Here is a 19962-nt window from a genome sequence, read left to right as displayed (position 1 = left end):
CTCCTCTCGTGTCGCGTGCGACATTGGCGCAAATAATTCATCAATTCTAATTGTTCTAATTTTCGATTATTCATAACTGATGTCTATCAATCGAATTTCGATCTACCATCTCGAAACCCTGCTGTGGATCGAACGGCTCGGGACCTTCTCGGCGGCGGCCGAGCGGCTCAACACGACGCAGCCCGCGGTGTCGGCGCGGATGCGCGAGCTTGAGCAGCGCGTCGGCGCGACGCTGTTCCGGCGCGACGGGCGCGGCATGGCGCTCACTCCGGCGGGGCGCAAGCTGGTGCGCGACTGCGCGCCGCTGCTTCGCGAGATGGAGCAGGCGCTGCTCGGCAGCGGCGGCTTCGGCGAGGCGAGCGGGGTGGTACGCATCGGCGCGGGCGAGATTGCGGCGGCGAGCTGCCTCCCGCCCTTCGTCGCCGAACTCAAGGCCGATATGCCGGGTGTCGGGCTGGAGATCGAGATCGACCTTACCGCCAATCTCATCCAGCAATTGCTCACCGGGCGCACCGACCTCGCCTTTGCCGCCGGCCCGATCGCGCACCCCGCGCTCAAGACCAGCCCGATCGGCGAGGTCGAACTGGTCTGGCTCGCAAGCCCCGCAGTCGCTGCGGCCTTTGCGGGCGGCGCGGCGATGCTGCCGGTCTGGTCGCTCGCCAGCCACTCGCCGATCCACGGCCGGATGCGCGAGGCGATCGCGGCGTCGCGCATTGCGCAAAAGTCGCTCAATCTCTGCAACAATGCGCGCACGATGATCGACATCGCGCGCGCCGGGGGCGGCATCGGCATCTTCCCGCGACCGATGGTGCGCGGCGAAGTCGAAAGCGGCGCGCTCGTCGAAATCGCCGCCATGCCCGCCCTCGCGCCCGTCGAGTTCCACGTCGCAATGCGCGTCGCCGACACCGAGCCCGTGCTCACGCAGATATTCGACCGCGCGGCTAAGCTGAACCTCGCGGCGGCAGGCGCATGATGAGGGCAGGGTGCGATCGATTTCCGGGCATTCTTTCCACCCTCAAGCCGACGTTCCGCCGACCAAGTGCTCGACCTAACGCGGCCCGACCATCCCCTCGCCTGCCGGAACGTCATGCCCGTTGACGTCGCGCGCAAGCAGGCGGTGCTTTTCATAGGGACCGGGCAAGTCCCATTTGCCCGTTGCTTCGGCGGTGAAGCCGAAGAAGCGGCCGTAATATTCGGGGTCGCCAATCATCATCAGCGCGCCGTCGGCCGCGCTTTCGGCGGCGGCGAGCATATGGTCCATCAGCCGGCGGCCGTGCCCGCCGCGCTGCGCGTCGGGGCGCACGGCGACCGGGCCGACCATCACGAGCGGGGTGACGGTGCCATTGGGGGCGCGGTGCGCGACCGGCCAGCATTGGATCGTCGCGACGAGCGCGCCTTCGGACACCAGCGCAAAGCTGAGCGCAGGGATGGCGCTGGCGCCCTCGCGAAGCCGATAGGCGGTGCGGGCGAAGCGGTCGGCGCCGAATGCCGCGTCGAGCAAATCCTCGACCGCCTGCGGTGCAATCTCCGCCAATGGAAGTAACTCGACCAACGCGCGCCCTTTCGCTAATGCGGCGGCGCTTTAGGGGCGCGCGGCGGCGATGCAAAGCCGAATGTCGCGTCCTCCAGACAGGATTTTCTTGTGACCGATCAATTGTGGCTCGAAGTCGACGGCTTGACCGTCCAGGTGCTCACCGGAATCTATTCCGAAGAGACGCACCTGCCGCAGCCATTGCGCATCTCCGTCCGCGCGCGGCTGGCGATGGCCGATCATTATGAGCCGACGACGCCGCTCAGCCGGTCGAAAAATTACATGAACCTGAAATTCGCGGCGACCGAGGGCATCCCCAAGGATGTGCATTTCGTGCTGATCGAAAGCGTCGCCGACCACATCATCGACACGCTCTTCCTGCAGGACGACAAGGTCGAGGAGGTCGAGGTGAAGATCGTCAAGCTCGCGATTGCCGAGGAGGGCGAACAGATCGGCATCACGATGCGGCGGAGCCGCGCGCAGTGGCGTCCGTGATGCAGCGGCTGGCACTTGTCACCGGCGGTCTGCACCGCGTCGGCGCGGCGATCGCCGCGCGGCTGGCGCGCGAAGGCTATGCGCTCGCGATCCACAAGCGCAGCCCGGGCGAGGCCGACGCGGTGCTTGCCGACGCGCTCGCCGATACCGGCGCCGAGTGCCGGCGCTTTGCTGCCGATCTGGCAGACCCGGCGGCGGTGGAGGGGCTGGTCCCCGCGGTCGTCGAAGCCTTTGGCCGCGCACCCGACCTGCTCGTCAACAATGCCGCGCTGTTCGCCGAGGGCGAGTGGGGCGATCTGTCGCACGCCGCGCTCGCCGAAATGATGCAGGTCAATCATCACGCGCCGGTAATGCTTGCAAAGGCGCTCGTCGCCGCCAGCACCCCCGATGCGCGGCCCGCAATCGTCCACATCCTCGATCAGCGCGTCGCCAATCCGGTGCCCGACCAGCTTGCCTATAGCCTGTCGAAATCGGCGCTGTGGCAGGCGACCGCGACGCTTGCCGTCGCCTTCGGCGACCGCGCACGCGTCAACGCCGTCGCGCCGGGGCTGACGCTCGCGACCGACGATTACAGCGCGGCGCAGGTCGAGCGGCTCGCTGGTCGGATGCCATTAAAGGCCCTGCCGCGCCCCGATCAGGTCGCGGATGCGGTCGTGTATCTCGCGCGCGCCGAGTCGGTGACGGGGCAGACGATCTTTGTCGACGGCGGTGCGCATCTGGCGCCGCTGGGGCGCGATTTCGTGGCGCTGGAGCGGGGTTGAACGTCGCTGGCAATGAGGGCTGTTTAGGACCGATTTCTGCCATCAAACAGGAAACGTCCGCTCCCCACCCCCAAGCCGCTATTCACCTCGGTGCCGTGCGGCGCTCAATAAATATGCACCGCCTTGGTGACGAGATAGCCGTCGAGTCCTTCGGGGCCGCTTTCGCTGCCGAAGCCCGACTGCTTGATCCCGCCAAAGGGCATGTCGTGGCTTGAAATGACGAAGCTGTTGATCCCCACCATCCCGCTTTCGATCCCGTCGGCAATTCGATTGATGCGGCGGCCGTTCTCGGTGAAGGCAAAAGCGGCGAGGCCATAGGGCAGCCGGTTCGCCTGTTCGAGTGCATCCTCTTCGGTCGCGAAGGGGCGTATCAGCGCCATCGGGCCGAAGGGTTCGTGGTTCATCGCATCGGCGTCGACCGGCACGTCGGCGAGCGCGGTCGGCTGGAAGAAATAGCCGCCCTCGCCGCGACCGCCGCCCGCGACGACGCGCGCGCCCCTGGCGGTCGCGTCGGCGATCATCGCCTCGAGCGCGGGGATACGGCGCTCGTTCGCGAGCGGCCCCATCTGCGTGTTGGCATCGAGCCCGCTTCCGACGCGGACCTTGGCGGTGCGCTCGGCAAAGCCCTTGACGAAGGCGTCATAGATGCCCTGCTGCACATAGAAGCGCGTCGGCGACACGCAGACCTGGCCCGCGTTGCGGAACTTCTGCGCGACGACGCGGTCGAGCGTCGCGTCGAGGTCGCAATCGTCAAAGATCAGCACCGGCGCATGGCCGCCGAGTTCCATCGTGATACGCTGCACATTGTCGGCCGCGAGTTTCATCAGATGCTTGCCGACCGCGGTCGATCCGGTGAAGCTGACCTTGCGGATCACCGGGCTTCCGAGCAGGTGGCGGCTGATCATGTCGGGATTGCCATAGACGAGCTGGGCGGCGTCGCCGGGGATGCCTGCATCGGCGATGCAGCGCATGATCGCGCTGGTGCAGCCGGGCGTTTCCTCGGGCGCCTTCGCGATCACGACGCAGCCCGCGGCGAGCGCGGGGGCAATCTTCTTTACCATCAGATTGACCGGGAAGTTCCACGGGCTGAACGCCGCGACCGGGCCGACGGGCTGCTTGAGCACCATCGCGCGCTGCCCTGCGGGCCGCTGGAGGACACGGCCTTCGATGCGCTTGCCCTGTTCGGCGAAATAGTCGAACAGCCCCGCCGCCGACAATACCTCGCCGCGCGCCTCTGCAAGCGGCTTGCCCTGTTCGAGCGTGAGCAGCGTCGCGATATGGTCGGCACGTTCGCGGATCAGTCCCGCGGCCTTGTGCATCAGCGCGGCGCGCTCGTCGAAGCTCTTCGCGCGCCACAGCGGCCAGCCGCGCTCGGCCGCGGCAAGCGCCTCGTCGAGGTCGGCGGCGGTTGCCACCGGTAGTTCGGCGATGGTGTCGGCGGTTGCGGGGTTGAACACCGGCCGCGCCTCGCGCGCCTCGCCCCCGCGCCACTCGCCCGCGATGAAAAGCTGGAGGTCGGCGTCATAGGTGGCGGTGTCGGTCATGGGCATTTCCTGTCTGATCCGTGGGGAGATTGGTCAGTGCGAGCGATATAGGCGCGATCAGCGATAGTTAAAGCTGATACTAATTCGCTCGCCCTTGCCGGAGTGCGGCATCACTTCGTGCCGCAGCCAGCTTTCCCACAGAAAGACGCGCCCCGCCGCGGGTTCGGCATAGACGAAGGGGAGCAGATGTTCGGGCGCGTCGTCGGTGCGCCCCGGCGCCGCCATCAGCATAGCGAGCCGCGGGTCCTCCAGCTTGAGCGCGCCCGACCCGGGCGGCACCGCGACATAGAAGGTGCCCGACACGATGCTGTGCGGGTGGATATGCCCGCTGTGCGTGCCACCGGGTTTGAGGATATTGACCCACAGGCTGTCGAGCCTGAGCGGCTTCGCCAAATCGAAATGGCACGCCTTTGCAAAAGCGCGCACCTGCTTGTCGAGCAGCCGCTTGAGGTCGGCGCAGGCGGGATCGCGTTCGGGCAGGTCGGCGAGGCTCGCGTAACTGGTGTAGCCCTTATAGCCATGCTCGCGGCTCCAGCGGCGCCCGGCGGCGTCCTCTTCGGCGAGCAGGTGGCAGCTATGTTCGAGTTCGTCCAGAAGCGCGTCCGATCCGATGTCGGCTTCGAAGAAAGGGGTGGCGAAGAGCGTGCGAACGGGCATGATGGCCGCAAAGCACAGCCACGGAGCAAGAGCAAGGGAGACACCCCATTTCGTCATGCCGGACGTGATCCGGCATCCATTCGTCACTCGCTGCGCAGAATGGACCCCGGATCAAGTCCGGGGTGACGAGGTGGAGATGACAAGAGGAGGGAGAGACTATGGCCGCTTTCGAATTGATCGCCGATGGACTGCGCTTCCCCGAGGCGCCCGTGGTAATGGCCGACGGCAGCGTCATCGTCACCGAGATTGCGGCGGGTCGCATCACGCGCTGCTGGCCGGGCGGACGCAAGGAAGTGATCGCGTCGCCCGGCGGCGGCCCGAACGGGCTGGCGATCGGCCCCGACGGCAAGCTCTATTGCTGCAACAACGGCGGGTTCGAATATGTCGAGGCGAACGGCTTTCTCGCGCCGCACGGCATCGCAAGGGACTATTCAGGCGGGCGGATAGAGCGGATCGACATCGGCACCGGCGCGGTTGAGACGCTCTACCGGAGCGGCGATCAGGGCGTCAGCCTGCGCGGCCCCAACGACCTGATGTTCGACGCGCACGGGGGCTTCTGGTTCACCGACCATGGCAAAGTCGACTATGACAAGCGTTGCCACGACATCGTCGGCATTTTCTATGCGAAGGCGGACGGCAGTTTCGTCGAGGAAGTGATCTTCCCGAGCTACAACCCCAATGGCATCGGCCTGTCGCCTGACGGAACGAAGCTTTATGCCGCCGAAACCTACACCTGCCGCCTGACGCAATTCAATATCGTCGCCCCGGGCAAGGTCGACGATGCCGCGGGGCCGGGCGGACCCGGCATCCCGCTCTATCGCCCCGCGGGCTATAAATTCTTCGACAGCCTCGCGATGGAGGCGTCGGGCAATATCTGCGTCGCGACTATCGGCGAGTGCGGGATCAGCGTCGTGTCGCCTGCGGGCGAACTGGTCGAGTTCGTCGCAACCGACGACGTCTTCACGACCAACATCGCCTTCGGCGGCGCCGACATGCGCGATGCCTATATCACCCTGTCGGGCAGCGGGCGATTGGTGAAGACGCGTTGGGCACGGCCGGGTCTGGCGCTCGCCCATTGACGGCCCCGCGCGGTTGAATCCGCTCCCCGCATCTGCAAGGTTGGTTTCCTTGCAGAACAAACGGAGGGGCGCGTTCATGAATGACAGCGGTTGGGCGATCGACATCGATCGCGATGATATCACCCAGGCCAGTCTCGTCGCCGATCCGCCGCCGCCGCTCCAATCCGGGCAGGTGCGTGTGCGCATCGACAGCTATGCGATGACCGCGAACAACATCACCTATGCGGTCTTCGGCAAGCCTTCAGGGCTGTTCGGCAACGACCAGGGCTATTGGGATTTCTTTGCCGAGCGCGATGCGCCCGGGCGCCTGCCTGTCTGGGGCTTTGCAACCGTCACCGAAAGCGCGGCCGATGGCGTCGCGGTGGGCGACCGTTTCTATGGCTATTACCCGATGGCGAGCCACGCGGTGCTCGACGTCGGCAAGGCTGGACCCGCTGGCTTCACCGACGTCACGCAGCGGCGCAAGACGCTGCCCCCCATCTATAACCAATATCAGCGGATCGACGCGCTCGTCGATTATCGCGCCGCGCATCACGACCATTGGCCCGTCTTTCGCCCGCTCTTCCTCACCGGCTGGCTGATCGCCGACCAGTTCGAGGATGAGGGCGATTATGGCGCAGCGCAGATCCTGATCGCCAGCGCGTCGAGCAAGACGGCGATCGGCCTTGGCTTTTCACTCGCGCGGCGTGCGAACCGGCCCGAGACGGTCGGGCTCACGAGCGCAGCGAATGTCGAGGCGCTCGCCGCGCAGGCGATTTACGACCGCGTGATCAGCTATGACCAGATTTTCGCGCTCAACGCCGGCGCACCTGCCGCGCTTGTCGATATGGCAGGCAATGGCGCGGTAACGCGCTCGGTACACAGCCATTTCGGGAACAATCTCAAAGCGTCGATCGTCGTCGGCAAGTCGCACTGGGACGCGCGCGCCGACGACAATGGCCTCCCCGGTCCGCAACGACAGGGCTTTTTCGCGCCGGGGCGCAGCCAGAAGCGCATCGCCGACTGGGGCGGCGCCGAGTTCGGCAAAAGGATCGCCGAAGCATGGCTTGCCTTCATGGCGGTCGCCCCGCGGTTCGCCGCCATCGACAAGCGCCGCGGCGGCGACGCCGCACTTGCAGCCTATCGCGAGATGCTTGCGGGCACGCCGAACCCCAAGGCCGGGATCGTCATCGAACCATGAGCTTTTCGACCGTCATCTTCGATTTCGGCGGCGTCATTACGTCCTCGCCGTTCGAGGCGTTCAACCGGCTCGAGGAGGAACGCGGGCTGCCGCGCGACTTCGTCCGCCGCGTCAACGCTGCGAACCCCGATAGCAACGCCTGGGCCTTGTTCGAGCGCGCCGAGATCGACGGAGCGGCGTTCGACCGCATGTTTGCCGAAGAGGCGCGCGCACTGGGGCACGAGCTCGAGGGTGCGGCGGTGCTCGCCGTGCTTGCGGGCGCGGTGCGCCCCGCGATGGTCGCCGCGCTCGACACGTTGAAGGCGAAGGGTTTTACGGTCGGCTGCATCACCAACAATGTCCCGACGCAGCAGACCGGGCTGCAAGGCGCAGGCATGGCGCGCACCGCCGCCGATGCCGAGCAGATCGCCGCGATCATGGCGCGCTTCGACCATGTGATCGAATCGAGCAAGGTCGGTGTGCGCAAACCCGACCCGCGCATTTACCGCATGATGTGCGACGCGCTGGGGGTCGAGCCTGCGGCGTGCATCTATCTCGACGACCTCGGGATCAACTGCAAACCGGCAGCAGCGCTCGGCATGCACGCGATCAAGGTGACGAGCGGCGAACAGGCACTCGCCGACCTGTCGGCGGCGTTGGGGATGAGGCAGTTTCCGGCATCGTTGTGCGTGTGAAGTTGCGCAGATTTCCGCGGCTTCTTGCACCCGCAACTCGCGTTGCTTGCGACTGTTCCCTTTACTTGCCCACCCACTTTCCTATGTCGGTCCTATGGTCAGCCCCGCACCATCGGTCCCCAAGGATTTTGCGCAGCTTACGCTAGCCCAAGCGGCCGAGCTGCTCGCGGCGCGCAAGCTGCCGCCGGTCGAGCAATGGCAACCCGAGCGCAGCGGTGACAGCGCGATGGAAATCCGCGCCGACGGCAGCTGGTATCATGAGGGCGGACGGATCAACCGCCCTGCGATGGTCCGGCTTTTCTCGACCATCTTGCGGCGCGAGCCCGACGGCAGCCATGTGCTCGTCACGCCCGCCGAGAAGCTGGCGATCGCGGTCGAGGATACCCCCTTTCGCGCGGTCGAGATGAAGAGCGAGGGGGAGGGCGCGGACCGCAGGCTCATCTTCCGGCTCGACACCGACGACCTCGTCATCGCGGGCGCCGATAACCCGCTTAGCTTTGGCGACGATCCCGACAATCCCGACCCGCGTGTCCACGTCCGCGGCTTGGTCGGCAACGGGCTCGAGGCGCGGATCGACCGTGCGCTTTATTACGAGCTGGTCGAAATGGCGCTTGCCGAGGGGGGCGATCCCCCGGCGATCTGGTCGGGCGGCGTCCGTTTTCCGCTGGTGGGCCGCTGATGCTGTCGGCCAAGCTGCGCGCCGCGCTCGACAGCCTGCTCCCCGATCCCGGCGACGATGAGGGCTATCTGCTTCAGGGCACGACGCTGCGCGACGCCGCGGTGCTGATCGCCTTCACCGACCGGCCCGACCCCGGCGTGATCCTGACGCAGCGCCCGCAATGGCTGCGCGCTCATGCCGGGCAGGTCGCCTTTCCGGGCGGGAAGGTCGACCCGACCGACCGCGACGTCATCGACGCGGCGCTGCGCGAGGCGGAGGAAGAGATCGGGCTCGACCGGCGCGACGTCGCGATTGCGGGCGTCACCGACCCCTATCGTTCGGGCAGCGGCTATCACATTACCCCGGTACTCGGCGTGATTCCGCCCGACCTGCCGCTCGACCCCAATCCCGACGAGGTCGAGGAATGGTTCGAAGTGCCGCTCGACATCTTGTTCGATTCCGCCAATTACCAGCGGCACGAGGCGAATTGGCAGGGGCAGCGCCGCCGCTATTATGACATGGATTGGCAAGGACGACGGATCTGGGGCGTGACGGCGGACATCATCATCAACCTGTCGCGGCGCCTGCCCACAGGATGGCATCGCTAATATGACCGGGACTCTTCCCGACGCCGATTGGCGCGCGCGGCCCGGGCTGCGCCGAATCGTCGGCGCGCTCGGCGCCGACGCGGTGAAGATCGTTGGCGGCGCGGTGCGCGATACCTTGCTCGGACTTCCGGTGACCGACGTCGATCTGGCGACCCCGCTCCTTCCGCAGGAAGTGACGCGGCGGCTGGAAGATGCGCATGTGAAGGTCATCCCTACAGGGATCGCCCATGGCACCGTCACCGCCATCGCGAGCGGCGACCATCACGAGATCACGACGTTGCGCCGCGATGTCGAAACCGACGGCCGCCGTGCGACCATCGCCTTTGCCGGCGATTGGCGCGAGGATGCGGCGCGTCGCGACTTCACGATCAATGCGCTTTATGCCGACCCCGACACCGGGGAGATTGACGACTGGTTCGAGGGGCTCGCCGATCTTGCCGCGGGCTGCGTTCGCTTCATCGGCGACGCACCAGCCCGGATCGCAGAGGATCATTTGCGCATCCTTCGTTTCTACCGCTTTGCGGCGCGTTTCGGGCGGGGCGAGCTTGAGCCCGTCAGCCATGCCGCCGCCATCGACGCGCGTCAGTCGCTGAAAAGCCTGTCGCGCGAGCGGGTTGCCGACGAACTGCTCAAGATCATGGCGCTTCCCGACCCGCGGGCCATCCTATTGCAGATGGCCGACGACGGCATTTTTTCGGTCGTGCTGCCCGAACTCGATCTGGAATTCGGCAGCGCGCTCGACCAGCTGCACGTCAATGAGGATGCGGTCGCTGCGCCGGCGGCCCCGCTCCGCCGTTTTGCGGCCTTGCTTCCGGCGGACGCGACGATTGCCGAACAGGTGGCAAGCCGGTTGCGGCTGTCGACCCGCCAGCGCAAATATCTGGCTGCACTCGCGCGGCACCGGGGCGCCGTTCTGCCGCCCGCGCGCCAGCTTGCCTATGCGGTCGGCATCGACGCGGCGCGCGACATCTATTTGCTGGCGAGTGACGAGGCGGCGGCGGCGGCGGCGAAAGGCGCGCTCGCGGGATGGGACGTGCCGCAGCTACCGCTGAAGGGCGGCGACATCATCGCGCGCGGCGTCACCGCGGGGCCGGAGGTTGCCCGCCTGCTCAAGGAGATCGAAAGCGCGTGGGTGGAAGAGGACTTTCCCGACGCGGCCCGCGTTGCGGCGCTCGCCGATCAGAAAATCGGCTTGGTGCGCGACTGACGCCAGAATTCGAGCGCGGAGATGCTGTCCATCGGCCGGGCGAAAAGAAAGCCCTGGCCGAAGTCGCAGCCGAGAGCGGAAAGTAGTCGCGCCTGGTCGGCGGTTTCGACGCCCTCGGCCGTCGTCCGCATCCCGAGCGTTTCGGCAAGGCTCTGGATGGTACGGACGATTGCCACTTTTTCGCGATCGTCGACCATATGCTCGACGAAGCTGCGGTCGATCTTGAGCACGTCGAGCGGCAGCCGCTGCAGATAGGCGAGATTCGAATAGCCGGTGCCGAAATCGTCCATCGCGATGCGGGCGTGGAGTGCCTTGATCTTGCTCAGCACCGACATTGCAAGATCGGGGTCGGCGATGATGGCGCTTTCGGTGAGCTCGATCATCAGCCGCTCGCCGCCGATCTTGTGCGTTTCGAGCGCGCTACGGACCGCCTGCGCGATGTCGTCGCGCACAAGCTGGATCGCCGAGACATTGACCGAAAAATAGCAATCGACGCGCTCGCCGCCATTCTGGCGGTCCCAATCGGCAAGGACTTCGGCTGCCTTCCCTATCGCCCATTGGCCGAGCGGAACGATCAGCCCCGAATCCTCGGCCACCGGGATGAACTCGGACGGCGACACGAGCTGTCCGTCCCCGTTGGTCCAGCGGGCCAGCGCCTCGAAGCCGGCAACCGCGCCGGTCGCAAATTCGACGAGGGGCTGGAAATCGAGACGCAGCCGATCGTCCTCTATGGCGTGGCGAAGCTCGGTTTCGAGGCCGAACCGGTTATCGACGAGCCGGGCGGCTTCGGGCTCGTATATTTCGATGCGGTCGGTGCGCTTGGCGCGTTTCAGGGCGATTTGCGCATGGCGGAACTGATCGGCGACGTCCGTGCCGGGTGCGGATTGAATGGCACATCCGATTGCACATCCGACGCTGACTTTGAGGTCCGCGATGCGAAAGGGGTGGTCAAAACAGCCCCGGATGCGCCCGGCCAGTTCGCGGATGTCGGCCTTGCCTTTACCGATGCGGGTCGAGACCGCAAATTCGTCGCCGCCGGTGCGCGCCAATATGTCGCCGCTGCGAAGACTTGATTTCAGGCGTCGGGCAACGGTGATGATGAGCTCGTCGCCCGCAAGCGAACCGATATGTTCGTTGATCCGGCTGAAACGCGACAGGTCGAGTAGGAGGACTGCATGGTCGCCCGGTTTCTCGGCATCGGTTGCCGCCCGCTCCTCGACCAGTTCCTCGAAACCGGCGCGATTGGGAAGCCCGGTCAAGCTGTCGGAAACAAGTTCGCGGCGCAGGTTGCGCTCGGTCATCATTTCCTGCGTGCGGTCGATGAGGGTGAGCAGGAACAGCGAATCGTCGCCGCATTCGGACGATAGCGGACCGATCGATCCGCGCAGGTCGCGCGCCGCCACGCCTTCGCCAAGTTGGCAGGCGAATTCGTCGGTATCGGCCGGATTCAGTGTGGCGCGTTCGATTGCCTGCAACAGCTCGGTTGGAATGTCCGTGCCGACGGTGGACAGTCCCAGCCGATCAAACGCAGCATTGCTTGCGTGGAGGCGAAAACGCCCGCGCTCCATAGGCCGGATGAGCGCCGCAGGCACCGGCAGCGCGTCGATCCAGCCGACAAACAGGATGGGCCGGTCTTCGCCGGTTCTATTGATAGGCATAACAAAGGGTTTCGTGCGACCTTTCCCCATTGGCCGTTGCCTAGGGCAAGGGGAGTAAAGAAGCTATTTACGGCGACGCGATTTCGCGTTCAGGTGAAACGATTATTTCGCGGAAAGCCCGTCGGCGGCATGCGCCCGGCGGCGCCGCGCGCGACGCGCCACGGCGCGAGGTCGGTTTCGGTGCGCGTGCGTCCCGTGTCGCCGCCCATCGCCCAACTCAGCCCCTCGGCAAAAGGGAAGGCGATTGCGTCGGATAGGCCGCCGTCACGATAGCGTTGAAGCATCACGCCCTGACCGCGGGTCATTACGGGGATTTCGGCGAGCGGGAAGACGACGAGTTTGCGGTTCTCACCCACCACCGCGACGCTGTCATCGTCCGCCGCGATGGGACGCACGACCGCAAGCTGCGCCTTGGGTTTCAGGTTGACGACGTTGCGGCCCTTGCGCGTCTCGGCGACGACTTCGGCCATATTGGCAATGAAACCGTGTCCGCTCGACGAAGCGACGAGCAGGCGCCCTTCGGCTTGCGCCGGAACGAGTGCGACGATCCGCGCGTCGGGGTCGATGTCGACCATCAGCCGCAGCGGCTCGCCGAACCCGCGCCCGCCGGGGAGCTTGTCGGCGCCGACAGTATAAAAGCGCCCGTCGCTTGCGGCGACGAGCAGTTTGTCGGTGGTCTGTGCATGCGCGGCAAAGGCCAGCTCGTCGCCTTCCTTGAACTTGAACTCGCCCCACTGGTCGGGCGTGACATGGCCGCGCTGCGCGCGAATCCAACCGCGCTTCGACAGGATGACCGTCACCGGCTCCTTCTCGATCATCGCGTCGAGCGGGATGTCGCGCGTGGGAGCGGCTTCGGCGATGGTGGTACGCCGCGCGCCGAGCGCCGTGTCGGGGCCGTACACCGAGCGCAAAGCGGTGAGGTCGCGCTTCAGCCGCGTGCGCTGCCGCGCTGGGCTTTCGACGAGCTTGACCAGCTCCTCGCGCTCGGCGGCGAGGGCCTCCTGCTCGCGCTTGAGCTCCATTTCCTCGAGCTTGCGCAAGCTGCGCAGCCGCATGTTCAAAATTGCCTCGGTCTGGCGGTCGGTCAGGTGGAACTCGGCCATCATCACCGTCTTGGGCTCGTCCTCGGTGCGGATGATCTCGATCACCCGGTCGAGGTTCAGGAAGGCAATCAGATAGCCTGCAACCAATTCGAGCCGGTCGTCGATCTTGGCGATGCGATGCTTCGACCGGCGGACCAGCACGATGATCTGGTGCTGGAGCCATTCGGTGAGCAACTGGTGCAGCCCCATCACCTTGGGCGTGCGCGTCGCGTCGAGCACGTTGAGGTTGAGCGCGAAGCGCGTTTCGAGTTCGGTCAGCCGGAAAAGGCTTTCCTTCAAGATGTCGGGATCGACATTGCGGCTCTTGGGCACGAGCACGACGCGTAAATCCTCGGCGCTCTCGTCGCGCACATCGTCGAGGATCGGTAGTTTCTTGTCGGCGATCAGCTGTGCGATCTGCTCGATCAGCTTGCCCTTGGCGACGCCATAGGGGATTTCGCTGATGACGAGCTGCCAGGTGCCGCCGGGCAGCTTTTCGAGCCCGTCGGCTTCCCATTCGCCCGTATCATTCCTGCCGGTCGAAAATCGCGCGCGTACGCGGAAACTGCCGCGCCCGGTGGCATAGGCCTGCGCGATCGTATCTGCGCCGTCGACGATCAACCCGCCGGTCGGAAAATCGGGGCCCTTCACATGTTCGAGCAGTTGCGCAAGCTCGGCATGCGGATTTTCGATCAGCAGCAGCGCCGCGTCGATCACCTCGGCGGCATTGTGCGGCGGAATGTTCGTCGCCATGCCGACCGCGATCCCGCTCGCGCCATTGGCGAGCAGGTTCGGGAAGAGCCCCGGCATGATCTCGGGCTCTTCATCCTCGCCATTATAGGTCGGCTTGAAATCGACCGTGCCCTCGTCGAGCCCCTGCATTAGGTCGATGGCGACGCGGGTCAGCCGCGCCTCGGTATAGCGATAGGCGGCGGCATTATCGCCGTCGATATTTCCGAAGTTGCCCTGGCCGTCGACGAGCGGATAGCGGAGCGAGAAATCCTGCGCGAGGCGAACCATCGCGTCGTAGACCGCCGTGTCGCCGTGCGGGTGGAATTTGCCGATCACGTCGCCGACGACGCGCGCCGACTTCTTGTAGCCCTGTGACGGGTCGAGCCGCATCGCGCGCATCGCCCACAACAGGCGACGGTGGACGGGCTTCAACCCGTCGCGCAGGTCGGGCAGCGAGCGCGCGGTGATCGTCGACAACGCATAGACGAGATAACGCTCCGACAGCGCGCTATCGAACGGGGTGTCGATGTTGCCTGAAGGAGGGGGTGGTTCGGATGGAGGAAGGTCGTCGGTGATGCTCGCCATTATCGGGCGCCGATAGCAAGGCTAGGGCAGCATGGCAAAGGGCTTAGGATGGGAGCTACGGCTTGTCGGCGTAAGCCTTGACCAGATCGAACATATAGTCGCGCCCCATATAGACCGACTTTACCGAAATCCGTTCGTTCAGCCCGTGGACGCCGTTGCCGTCGGGGTCGCCCCAGATGCCGGGAATGCCATAGGTCGGGATGCCGACCGCGCCGAGGAAGGTCGCATCGGTATAGCCGTTCGCCATCGACGGGATGACCTTCAACCCCGGCCAATATTTGTCGACAAGCCTTTGCATCGGTTCGATGATCTTCGGGTCGAGCGGCGGCGCCGGCGGGGCGGGGCGCTTGGGTGGCAATTGCGTCACCGTGACTCCGGGGTCGTCAATGATACGTTCGAGCTCGCCCTTGATCTCCTCGATCGGATGGCCGGGAAAAATGCGGCAGTTGATATTGGCGCCGGCGCGCTGCGGCAGCGCGTTCGCGGCGTGGCCGCCGTCGAGCAAAGTCGCGACGCAGGTGGTGCGGATGTTGCCGTGGAGGAAGCGGTCGGTGTTGACGGTCGCCTCGGCTGCCTTGTCCGCGGGGTTCGCCGCGAGCGCGACCATCGCCTTGCCGACCTCGTCGCCACGCAGCGCACCGGATTCGGCGAAGAAGCGGCGCGTGGTATCGGTCATTTCGACCGGAAACGCATATTCGTCGATCGCGGTCAGCGCGCGCGCGAGTTGATTGATGGCATTGTCGCGCACCGGGACCGAGCTGTGGCCGCCCGGATTGCGCGTCTCGAGCCGGAAATTGGCAAAGGTCTTTTCGCCGACCTGCACCGATTGGCCGATCACATTGCCCTTGCCGTCGCTGTCGCCGCCGCCGCCCTCGTTGAGCGCGAATTCGGCGTCGATCAGGTCGCGCCTGTTCGCGGTGAGCCATTCGACGCCGTTGAACGCGCCGTTGGTTTCCTCGCCGCAGGTCAGCGCCAGCTTGACGGTGCGTTTGGGCTTATATCCCTCCTGCCGAAAGCGGATCAGCGTGTCGGTCCAGATCGCCGCCTGCGCCTTGTCGTCGAGCGTGCCGCGGCCATAGAAATAACCGTCTTCTTCGACCATTTTGAACGGATCGCGTTCCCAATCCTCGCGCTTTGCTTCGACGACATCGATGTGCGCGACGAGCAGGATCGGCTTCGCGGCCTGCGACGTGCCCGGATAAACGGCGACGAGTCCGCCCTCCTTCGGATGCTCGGGCGTCGCAAAGAGCGTGAGTTGGTCGTCGGTGAAGCCCGCAGCTTTCATCCGCGCCGCCATGCGTTCGGCGGCGAGCGTGCAACTGCCCGACGACAGCGTGGTGTTCGTTTCGACCAGTTCCCTGTAGAGTTCGCGAAAGGCGATCTGGTCGGCGCGCGGCTGTGCCTCCTGCGCAATTGCGGGCGCGCCGACCAGCAAGGCGGACGTCAGCAGCGCAGTCAGTTTCGGCATAAGTCTATCTCCCGTTCGCACGATGGGAGCAGAAAGCGCCGGAGCCTGCAAGCCGCTTGCGCGGCGCGGCGCTTTCGCGCAATCGGGAGGAGAGAAGGGGAGAGCGATTGACGCGGACCGAAGACCATCCGCCGGGCCTGCTGGCGCGTGCCGTACGGCGGCTGTTGTTGCTGCTCTATCGCGTCCGCGGCTGGCGGGCGGTAGGGACGGTGCCCGAGCCGCGCCGTTTCATCATCATCGCCGCACCGCACACCAGCAATTGGGATTTCGTCAACTTCCTGGGCCTCACCGCCGACGTCGGCATCCGCCCGCATTTCATGGCGAAGCTGTCGCTGTTCAAATGGCCGCTCGGTGGCTTCATCCGCCAGATGGGCGGTATTCCGGTCGATCGCACAAAGGCGAGCAATGCGGTGCAGCAGATGGTCGACCAGTTTGCGCGCCGCGCCGAGTTCATCCTGACCGTCGCGCCCGAAGGAACGCGCGGGCGGGCGAGGAAATGGCGCACCGGATTTTACCAGATCGCACTCGCGGCGAAGGTGCCGCTTGTCGTCGGACTGATGGATTATGGTACAAAGACGGGCGGACTTGGCCCGATGATCTGGCCATCGGGCGATTTTCGCGCCGATATGCAGAAAGTTTTCGAAGTCTATAAGAATTGCGTCCCCCGGCATCCCGACCGTGCGGTCCGGTCGATCAACGATATATTGGGCGACGATACGGAAGCGGGAGCGGCGATATGACCGGGATGCTGGCACTGTTGGGGATGAACTTCGCGGGGCTGATCGCGGTGATCCTGCTGCTGTGGGGTGTGGCCATCGCGATCCGCGACGTATCGTTCATCGACGCCTTCTGGGCGTTCGGCATGGTGCTGCTGGCGTGGTGCAGCGCGGCGCAGGTCGGCTTGGCAGGGCTGCACGGTCAATTGCTCTTCGGGTTGACGACCCTGTGGGGGTTGCGGCTGTCGATCCACCTGTTCGCGCGCTGGCGCGCCGAGGGGGAGGACCCGCGCTATCGCCGCATATTGGGCGGCGTGATCGAGAAGAAGGGCTGGAGCTGGCCGGTGGCGGCGCTCGTTATGGTGTTCCTGATGCAGGCGCCACTGCTTTTCGTGACGAGTCTTCCCGCACAGATCGGCATCTGGGTGAGCGCCGCCGCGCCGCAGCCGGTCGGGGCGCTCGGTTGGGCGGGTGTGGTCGCAGCGCTGGCGGGCATCGCGTTCGAGAGCATCGGCGACGCGCAACTCCGCGCCTTTCGCGCCCATCCGGCGAACAAGGGCCGCGTGCTCGACACCGGCCTGTGGCGCTATACGCGGCACCCCAATTATTTCGGCGATGCGCTGACCTGGTGGGGGTTGTGGCTGGTCGCCGCCGATCTCGGGCCGGAGACCGCGCTCGCGAGCGTCATCGGGCCGCTCTTCCTGACTTTCACCCTGACGCGCTGGTCGGGCAAGGCGCTGCTTGAAAAGGGGCTGCACAAGTCGCGCCCCGCCTATGCCGACTATGTCGCGCGCACTTCGGGCTTCATTCCATGGCCGCCAAAGACGAAGGCCTAGGCGATGCGCCCGTCGCCGCCGATGTCAGCGCGCTCGGCGATGCGCCGCGCATCCGCGCGATCCTGACCGCCGCGGCGCGCGAGGGGCGCAGCGTCAGCTATTCCGAACTGCTCGGCGATTTGGGCTTCCGCTTCACGCGGCCCAAAATGCGCGCGGTCTGCAAGACGCTCGCTGAAGTCGATCGCCTCTGCGCGCTTGACGACGAGCCCGACCTTGCCGTGCTCGTCGTGCGCGAAAGCGACCGGCTGCCGGGGCAGGGCTGGTGGGTCGGCGGCACTGCGCTGCTGCTCGGCTACGACGGCCCGTGGGAAGGCGCGGCGGCGGCGCGCTTCATCAGGGAGCAGCAACAAGCGGTGTTTGATTATTGGGCGGAGCGCCGAACGCCCTGATCGGACCGGCCGCCCCGACCGGGCAGACCTGCGCGGCGGACATTTGGAGATGTTCCCGAATTGGACGTCCCGCAGGACTATATGGTGCGGTCGAGAAGACTCGAACTTCCACGGCCTTTCGGCCACAACGACCTCAACGTTGCGCGTCTACCAGTTCCGCCACGACCGCACATCATGATGGGCCGAACGGGTCCGGCACCAGGTAGGAGCGGGCGCCTAGCAAAGCTTTGCGGGGTATGCAAGCGAGCTTCGCAGCATTTATTTTTTGCATATGCGAAGATGCAAGGCCGCCCAGCGGGCGCGTGTCACACAATCGACTCCAAAGAGTCATCCAACTGTCATTGCTCTGGCGTCAGACCGTCATCGAATCACCCTAGTGGCGGCGCCATCGGGGGTGACGGGCAACACTTTCACCTGCCGGTTGTCGTTCACAGCGTCCATCAGGGCGCGCACCGGGTACGGAGATTTTCATGGCGGCTTTTGCACGCGTTCGTATGGTCATGCTCAGCGGCGTGGCCTGTTCAATTCTGGCCGCCTGCGGCGCCGACGGCGTTGCATCGCCGGGCGAGGGGGTCATTGTCGTTCCGACGCCCACCCCGACTCCGACGCCGACACCGACCCCCACCCCGACGCCGCCCGCGACCGTTACGCCGGCCGCCAATTGCCCGACCATCGCCGGTGCCGACCAGTTGTCGGATCTCGGCACGATCACGGGCAATGAAGGCACGTGGCGCAACTGTGGTTTCCCCGCCCGCTTCAATTCGACCACCGCGATCCCCAAGGTTGCCGGCGTCATCTATTCGCTTCCCGGCCGTGTCGATGTCGGCACCGACCAGGGGGCGGCCAGCACCAACACCGACGTCACGCTGACGATCGACCCGGGCGTCACCATCTTTGGCGCGACGGGCGTTTCGTTCCTTGTCGTCAACCGCGGCAACAAGATCGACGCTGTGGGCACGCCGACGCAGCCGATCGTCTTTACCGGTCGCGGCAACGTCGTCGGTTCGGCGAACGACCAGACGTCGCAGCTGTGGGGCGGTGTCGTCCTGCTCGGCCGCGCGCCGATCACCGACTGTCTTGCTCCGGGAGCGACGCCGGGCACCGCGGCGTGCGAACGCGACACCGAAGGCACGTCGAACGCGCTCTATGGCGGTGCGCAGCCCGCCGACAATTCGGGCCGCATGTCCTATGTGCAGATCCGCTATTCGGGCTTCGTGCTCAGCGCCGACAAGGAATTGCAGGGCCTGACGCCGTCGGGCGTCGGTTCGGGCACCCAGTTCGACCACATCCAGATTCACAACAGCTCGGACGACGGCATGGAAGTTTTCGGCGGCCGCCCGAACTTCAAGCACATGATCGTTACCGGAGCCGAGGATGACAGCTTCGACACCGACGTCGGCTACAAGGGCAACATCCAATATGCGATCGCGATCCACCGTGCCGGCGGCGCGGTCGGCGACTCGATGATGGAAATCGACTCGGACGGCAATGAAAACACGACGCCGCGCCAGAATGTCACCATCTCGAACTTCACCTTCATCCATCGCAACAATGCCGCGGGGAACGGCGCCGCAATCCGTATTCGCGGCGGCGCCGATTACACCTTTGCCAACGGCTTGATTGTCGCTCCCGGTATCCGCTGCCTGCGCATCGACAGCACGTCGACGACGCAGCCTGCCGACCCGGCGCTCGACGAAGCGGGACCGCCGAAGTTCTTCTCGATGTCGATGCAGTGCAACGCGACGCCGTTCCGCGGCGGCGGCAGCCCGGCGGTGACCGACGCGCAGGTTCAGGCGATCTTCGAAGCGGGCACCAACAACCGCACGACCTACACGCCGACGCTGACGAACCTGTTCGTCAACGGCGCGACCGAAACGGGCTTCACGCCGTTCGACGCGAAGACGATCAACGCCTTCTTTGACACCACCGCCTACGTCGGCGCCGTCCGCGACGCCAACGACACCTGGTACCAGGGCTGGACTTGCAACTCGGCGACGGCGGGCTTCGGTTCAACGAGCGGCAGCTGCACCGCCATCCCGACGACCTGATCGCTCGCGATCCAATGCGGGGAGCGGGCGAGCCTTCGAAGGGCTGGCCCGCTC

General features: G+C 65.7%; 19 protein-coding genes and 1 tRNA gene. 13 read left to right on the top strand and 7 right to left on the bottom strand.

Going from position 1 to position 19962, the window contains the following annotated elements; genetic code table 11:
* Positions 1-79 precede the first annotated feature (79 nt).
* Positions 80-973: a LysR family transcriptional regulator gene (locus JI743_RS09045; RefSeq protein ID WP_201927992.1), complete on the top strand. Its 894-nt coding sequence runs from the start codon at positions 80-82 to the stop codon at positions 971-973.
* Positions 974-1048: 75 nt separating this feature from the next.
* Here the strand turns inward: JI743_RS09045 and JI743_RS09040 are convergent, their stop codons facing one another.
* Complete coding sequence (locus JI743_RS09040; protein WP_201927991.1) at positions 1049-1552, bottom strand: GNAT family N-acetyltransferase; 504 nt, start codon at positions 1550-1552, stop codon at positions 1049-1051.
* Between the two features lie 90 nt (positions 1553-1642).
* Between JI743_RS09040 and JI743_RS09035 the strand changes: the two genes are divergently transcribed.
* The gene (locus JI743_RS09035; protein ID WP_201927990.1) at positions 1643-2026 is read left to right on the top strand and encodes a dihydroneopterin aldolase; all 384 of its coding nucleotides are present in this window, start codon (positions 1643-1645) and stop codon (positions 2024-2026) included.
* Positions 2014-2787 carry an SDR family oxidoreductase gene (locus tag JI743_RS09030; RefSeq protein WP_330902383.1) on the top strand — a complete coding sequence of 258 codons (774 nt, stop codon included), beginning with the start codon at positions 2014-2016 and terminating at the stop codon, positions 2785-2787. The genes JI743_RS09035 and JI743_RS09030 overlap by 13 nt, the downstream gene beginning before the upstream one ends.
* Positions 2788-2891: 104 nt before the next feature.
* On the opposite strand, the gene JI743_RS09025 is transcribed toward JI743_RS09030, so the two are convergent.
* Positions 2892-4331: an NAD-dependent succinate-semialdehyde dehydrogenase gene (locus tag JI743_RS09025; RefSeq protein ID WP_201927989.1), complete on the bottom strand. Its 1440-nt coding sequence runs from the start codon at positions 4329-4331 to the stop codon at positions 2892-2894.
* 57 nt (positions 4332-4388) lie between these two features.
* Complete coding sequence (locus JI743_RS09020; RefSeq protein ID WP_201927988.1) at positions 4389-4988, bottom strand: TIGR02466 family protein; 600 nt, start codon at positions 4986-4988, stop codon at positions 4389-4391.
* 158 nt (positions 4989-5146) lie between these two features.
* On the opposite strand from JI743_RS09020, the gene JI743_RS09015 reads away from it, so the two are divergent.
* From JI743_RS09015 to JI743_RS08990, 6 genes are all read left to right on the top strand, one after another.
* Positions 5147-6067 (top strand): SMP-30/gluconolactonase/LRE family protein, encoded by a 921-nt coding sequence (locus JI743_RS09015; RefSeq protein WP_201927987.1) that lies wholly within the window; start codon positions 5147-5149, stop codon positions 6065-6067.
* Positions 6068-6143: 76 nt separating this feature from the next.
* Entirely contained in the window at positions 6144-7247 is a 1104-nt protein-coding gene (locus JI743_RS09010; protein WP_201927986.1) for a DUF2855 family protein, read from the top strand.
* Positions 7244-7921, top strand: coding sequence for an HAD-IA family hydrolase (locus JI743_RS09005; protein ID WP_201927985.1), 678 nt, complete (start codon positions 7244-7246; stop codon positions 7919-7921). Before JI743_RS09010 ends, JI743_RS09005 begins: the two co-directional genes overlap by 4 nt.
* A 94-nt stretch (positions 7922-8015) precedes the next feature.
* Positions 8016-8600 carry a DUF1285 domain-containing protein gene (locus tag JI743_RS09000; protein ID WP_201927984.1) on the top strand — a complete coding sequence of 195 codons (585 nt, stop codon included), beginning with the start codon at positions 8016-8018 and terminating at the stop codon, positions 8598-8600.
* The gene (locus JI743_RS08995) at positions 8600-9187 is read left to right on the top strand and encodes a CoA pyrophosphatase (RefSeq protein WP_201927983.1); all 588 of its coding nucleotides are present in this window, start codon (positions 8600-8602) and stop codon (positions 9185-9187) included. Before JI743_RS09000 ends, JI743_RS08995 begins: the two co-directional genes overlap by 1 nt.
* Position 9188: 1 nt before the next feature.
* Entirely contained in the window at positions 9189-10394 is a 1206-nt protein-coding gene (locus tag JI743_RS08990; protein WP_201927982.1) for a CCA tRNA nucleotidyltransferase, read from the top strand.
* Here JI743_RS08990 and JI743_RS08985 read toward each other — a convergent pair.
* The 3 genes from JI743_RS08985 to JI743_RS08975 form a co-directional block, all read right to left on the bottom strand.
* Entirely contained in the window at positions 10367-12052 is a 1686-nt protein-coding gene (locus JI743_RS08985) for a putative bifunctional diguanylate cyclase/phosphodiesterase (protein WP_227340262.1), read from the bottom strand. The genes JI743_RS08990 and JI743_RS08985 overlap by 28 nt on opposite strands.
* Positions 12053-12141: 89 nt before the next feature.
* A complete protein-coding gene (parC, locus tag JI743_RS08980) occupies positions 12142-14451 on the bottom strand; it encodes a DNA topoisomerase IV subunit A (RefSeq protein ID WP_201927980.1) in 2310 nt (769 codons plus the stop codon).
* A 55-nt stretch (positions 14452-14506) separates the two neighbouring features.
* Positions 14507-15919: a M20/M25/M40 family metallo-hydrolase gene (locus tag JI743_RS08975; protein ID WP_201927979.1), complete on the bottom strand. Its 1413-nt coding sequence runs from the start codon at positions 15917-15919 to the stop codon at positions 14507-14509.
* A 107-nt stretch (positions 15920-16026) separates the two neighbouring features.
* Between JI743_RS08975 and JI743_RS08970 the strand changes: the two genes are divergently transcribed.
* Genes JI743_RS08970 through JI743_RS08960 form a run of 3 tightly spaced genes read left to right on the top strand, consistent with a single transcriptional unit; the run spans position 16027 to position 17860 of the window.
* Positions 16027-16659, top strand: a complete 633-nt coding sequence (locus tag JI743_RS08970; protein ID WP_201927978.1) for a lysophospholipid acyltransferase family protein — start codon at positions 16027-16029, stop codon at positions 16657-16659.
* Entirely contained in the window at positions 16656-17471 is an 816-nt protein-coding gene (locus tag JI743_RS08965) for a DUF1295 domain-containing protein (RefSeq protein ID WP_201927977.1), read from the top strand. The genes JI743_RS08970 and JI743_RS08965 overlap by 4 nt, the downstream gene beginning before the upstream one ends.
* Entirely contained in the window at positions 17447-17860 is a 414-nt protein-coding gene (locus JI743_RS08960) for a ribose-phosphate pyrophosphokinase (RefSeq protein ID WP_201927976.1), read from the top strand. Before JI743_RS08965 ends, JI743_RS08960 begins: the two co-directional genes overlap by 25 nt.
* An 82-nt stretch (positions 17861-17942) precedes the next feature.
* Here the strand turns inward: JI743_RS08960 and JI743_RS08955 are convergent.
* Positions 17943-18029, bottom strand: a tRNA-Leu gene (locus JI743_RS08955).
* A 301-nt stretch (positions 18030-18330) separates the two neighbouring features.
* Here JI743_RS08955 and JI743_RS08950 point away from each other — a divergent pair.
* Positions 18331-19908 carry a beta-helix domain-containing protein gene (locus JI743_RS08950; protein WP_201927975.1) on the top strand — a complete coding sequence of 526 codons (1578 nt, stop codon included), beginning with the start codon at positions 18331-18333 and terminating at the stop codon, positions 19906-19908.
* The last annotated feature ends 54 nt before the right edge of the window (positions 19909-19962 follow it).

The sequence above is a fragment of the Sphingopyxis jiangsuensis genome, assembly GCF_016734905.1.
Lineage (GTDB): Bacteria > Pseudomonadota > Alphaproteobacteria > Sphingomonadales > Sphingomonadaceae > Sphingopyxis > Sphingopyxis jiangsuensis.
The sequence above is the reverse complement of the archived record's forward strand: the minus strand, read 5'-3'. Positions and strand labels throughout refer to the sequence as shown.

Bases quoted from the DNA above. Each gene is read 5' to 3' on its own strand.
- JI743_RS09045 (WP_201927992.1), top strand. From the start codon at position 80: ATGTCTATCAATCGAATTTCGATCTACCATCTCGAAACCCTGCTGTGG.
- JI743_RS09025 (WP_201927989.1), bottom strand. From the start codon at position 4,331: ATGACCGACACCGCCACCTATGACGCCGACCTCCAGCTTTTCATCGCG.
- JI743_RS09020 (WP_201927988.1), bottom strand. From the start codon at position 4,988: ATGCCCGTTCGCACGCTCTTCGCCACCCCTTTCTTCGAAGCCGACATC.
- JI743_RS09015 (WP_201927987.1), top strand. From the start codon at position 5,147: ATGGCCGCTTTCGAATTGATCGCCGATGGACTGCGCTTCCCCGAGGCG.
- JI743_RS09010 (WP_201927986.1), top strand. From the start codon at position 6,144: ATGAATGACAGCGGTTGGGCGATCGACATCGATCGCGATGATATCACC.
- JI743_RS09005 (WP_201927985.1), top strand. From the start codon at position 7,244: ATGAGCTTTTCGACCGTCATCTTCGATTTCGGCGGCGTCATTACGTCC.
- JI743_RS09000 (WP_201927984.1), top strand. From the start codon at position 8,016: ATGGTCAGCCCCGCACCATCGGTCCCCAAGGATTTTGCGCAGCTTACG.
- JI743_RS08995 (WP_201927983.1), top strand. From the start codon at position 8,600: ATGCTGTCGGCCAAGCTGCGCGCCGCGCTCGACAGCCTGCTCCCCGAT.
- JI743_RS08990 (WP_201927982.1), top strand. From the start codon at position 9,189: ATGACCGGGACTCTTCCCGACGCCGATTGGCGCGCGCGGCCCGGGCTG.
- JI743_RS08985 (WP_227340262.1), bottom strand. From the start codon at position 12,052: ATGCCTATCAATAGAACCGGCGAAGACCGGCCCATCCTGTTTGTCGGC.
- parC (WP_201927980.1), bottom strand. From the start codon at position 14,451: ATGGCGAGCATCACCGACGACCTTCCTCCATCCGAACCACCCCCTCCT.
- JI743_RS08975 (WP_201927979.1), bottom strand. From the start codon at position 15,919: ATGCCGAAACTGACTGCGCTGCTGACGTCCGCCTTGCTGGTCGGCGCG.
- JI743_RS08965 (WP_201927977.1), top strand. From the start codon at position 16,656: ATGACCGGGATGCTGGCACTGTTGGGGATGAACTTCGCGGGGCTGATC.
- JI743_RS08960 (WP_201927976.1), top strand. From the start codon at position 17,447: ATGGCCGCCAAAGACGAAGGCCTAGGCGATGCGCCCGTCGCCGCCGAT.
- JI743_RS08950 (WP_201927975.1), top strand. From the start codon at position 18,331: ATGGCGGCTTTTGCACGCGTTCGTATGGTCATGCTCAGCGGCGTGGCC.